The following is a 3309-nucleotide window of genomic DNA, read 5'->3' on the forward strand; positions in this document are numbered from 1 at the left end:
ACCTTTGCTATAGAGGCTTGCGCATTAGCGCCAATGACAGAACCATTACCTATAGCAATAGACCCCCTACCTAACGACTGAGCACCATCGTACAACATGATCACTTGTGGGCTGTCCTCACTTACACCTCTACCATCAGCACTCCAAGTAGCAGATTGAATTGCTAAACTCTTTTGAGTAAAATCAACAGAGGAGTGTGGAGTGTGGAGCTGTTCATACTTCTTTTCGCTTATCCTCTCTGCTGAAATTGTTTTTGAATTCAATAAATGAGAGATAACAATATCATCTACAGTATAGTAACGATCACCCACAGCAATACTGCCATGACTTTTTGAATTTCCATTTGAATTTCCATAGGTAGCATTTAGAGATATTCTATTAGGATTCTTTGTACCTTTTAAGTTTGAAGCTACCATTTCCGTTGGAGAAAAATTTGCTGCAACAACAGGTGAAACACTCGATAAAAGCGCTGTCGCTGTCCCCAGCGAAACGGCTCTTAATAAAAGTGACCAACAAGAAAAAGAATAATTTAAATCACCTTTCTTTAAGGTAAGATATGGTCTCTTCATAACAAATTCTCCAACAAAAAAATAAAAATAAATTTTAGACATCAAAAAAACATATTTAGACGCTATCAAACTCTGGAAACGGAGTTGTCATCATCGTAAAGAGGCTTAAAAGTGAGAAAAATTGTCTAAAATCTTAATTAAAAGTCATTTTGAAGGGTGGCTTTGAGATGTTTATGGTGATTTCATCCGTTTTCACCGGAATATGAGGTTTTTCATAGTTAGAAGGTCCTTCATTTAAAATAAAAATAGATTGACATTAAAAAGACATAATTTGGTTTTATAGACTGTAGTGTTAGTTTAGTAGTTTCGTAAAATTGGTCTCTTTCTGGAATGATTTAATAGATTATAGGGTTTAGTTTTTTTATTAAGGATTATTTTAATGGGAGTGTTTTAAAGTATCTCTAGTTGAAATCAGTTATTGTTATGATTCGATATGATACTTTTGTAGATACTTTGTTTTCTCCTTATTAATGACATAATTGTTATATTTAATGAATAAATAATGGTTTGTCTGCTATAGAACATAAAAAATAGAATCTCAAGTGGATTTTTTTTCTTTTTGAGATTCCATTATGTATTTTTTATTAAATTCAAAGTATCATAGTGTTTTTATATAAAAATTTTGTGGATAAGTTTTTTTAAGCTCCTTTTTGAAGTTCTAAGAGATGGAGGTTTTTAGAAAATTAATTGAGCGTAAATTGTATACCCCCACCTACACCCCAGTGGTCTCCTGCTGTTGTGACAGAAATATTAGAGCGGATATTTCCGTTTTCAGATGTATAACCAGCACCAAAAGCAAAAGCGGATTGGCTACGCCATACACCGCTACTGATAGCGATACTTAGTTTTCCAGGCGCTTCATTATAACGAAGATTAGAGACTGCTAAACCAATTGCTGCTGCTTGTCTTGCTTCTTGTTTTGCACCATCGATATTATAATTTAGGATATCAAATTTCATATCGGTATAGTCTTTAGCTTTAGAAACAGCATCCGTTATTTTTTCGTCTGTGTATTTTTTTGCATCATCAAGGACAATTTCTATTTTTTCATGCAATTGCCCACCGTTAATAGCTTCTTTTGAGCCTTTTTCAACTTTACCATCAGCAACATTATCAATTACTACAGGTTTATCTGCATCACCTCCTACTAAAGTAATTTTATTGGTTTTCTTCCCATCTCCATCTTTATCATACTGAACAGTACCCTCTGTCATCTGATCAACTGAGTTCTCAAATTTATTAACCTTGTCTTCAAGTTTATCAACTTTTTGATTCGTTTCCCAAAGCTGGTTTCCAGTAACTACGTCGCTAGAGTTTTTTTCTATAGCACCATCAGCGACACCAGTAAGCTTACTGTTGGTAATCTTACCATCTTCTCCTTTTTGGCTTGCGTCATAAGCGCCTTTTTCTTCATTCCACTTTATACCATTCTGCTCTTTCTTCTGTTCAATATTACCTAAACGATCGTTTAGGTTTTCCATACTTTCATTAACACCACCAAAAGCATCAGCTACATTATGATACTGATTATACTTCTTCCCATCAGTGTTATCACCAAAATTGAATTGAACAACCTTAAACGTTGGAGAAGTCCATACACCATTATTATATCCAGCTTCACCTCCAAAATATGAAGCAAGTTTGGTGTGCGTTTCATAAAGCTGATTACCAGTAATCGCTTCAGTAGAACCCTCTGCTATATCTCCACCAAGAAGAAACTTAAGTTTGCTCTCAGTTTTTTCTTTTCCTTTTTCACCATGAAGTGCAACAAAAGCATTCTCACTATCACTCCATAACAAGCCATTTTGTTCAACATTCTCAATATTTGCAGTCATGTCTTTCTGAAGCTGTGTCAGTGTTGTATCAACACCAGCAAACGCAGCACCTACATTATTATAGGACTCGTCTTGAATCTTATACGTCGGAGCTTTTCCAGCTGAAAGATCTGCTCCACCTCCTAAATATGTCGACGTATTCTCTGCAAGACTTTTTACATCATCACTCAGACCAATGATATTTTGATTAGTTTCAAAAAGCTGGTTTCCAGTAACTACATCGCTAGAACCTTCCTCTAATTTACCATCGGCTACATTCGTAATCTTTCCTTTGTCAGCACCATGGGTAGCATCATAAGCGCCTATCTCTTTATTCCAATGTAAACCATTATTATTTACTTCAGCTTGAACATCGTTAAGACGACTGTCTAAATCTTCCATATTCTTATTAACACCACCAATAGCACCATCTATATTATTATATTGAACATACTTACGCCCATCGGTTTTACTATCAGAATCGAATTGAACAACTTTAAACGTCGGATCTATCCATTTGCCATGCTTATATCCAGCTCCACCTCCAAAATATGAAGCAAGTTTGGTGTGCGTTTCATAAAGTTGTCCACCAGTAATCGCTTCAGTGGAACCTTTTGCAATATTTCCACCAAGAAGAAATTTAAGTTTGCTCTCAGTTTTTTCTTTTCCTTTTTCACCATGAAGTGCAACAAAAGCATTTTCACTGTCATTCCACAACAAGCCATTTTGTTCAACATTATCAATATTTTCACTCATGTCGTTCTGAATCTGTGTCAGTGTTGTATCAACATTAGCAAATGCAGAACCTACATTATGAAGCTCCTTTCCTTGAATACGATAGATTGGAGCTTTCCCAGCTACAAGATCTGCTCCACCTCCTAAATAGCTGGAAATATTCGTGCCAAACTTCGACAAATCAGTTCTTA

The 3309-nt window shown here is 35.4% G+C and carries 2 protein-coding genes; both read right to left on the bottom strand.

From position 1 onward, the window contains the following. Window positions 1-569 (bottom strand): hypothetical protein (locus T420_RS06775; protein ID WP_425351713.1); only part of this gene is annotated, 569 nt, incomplete at its 3' end. Window positions 570-1252: 683 nt separating this feature from the next. After that, on the bottom strand, window positions 1253-3309 hold a 2057-nt coding region (locus T420_RS0100400), incomplete at its 5' end, for a YadA-like family protein (RefSeq protein ID WP_026501045.1).

Source organism: Bartonella clarridgeiae ATCC 51734 (genome assembly GCF_000518185.1).
GTDB lineage: Bacteria > Pseudomonadota > Alphaproteobacteria > Rhizobiales > Rhizobiaceae > Bartonella > Bartonella clarridgeiae.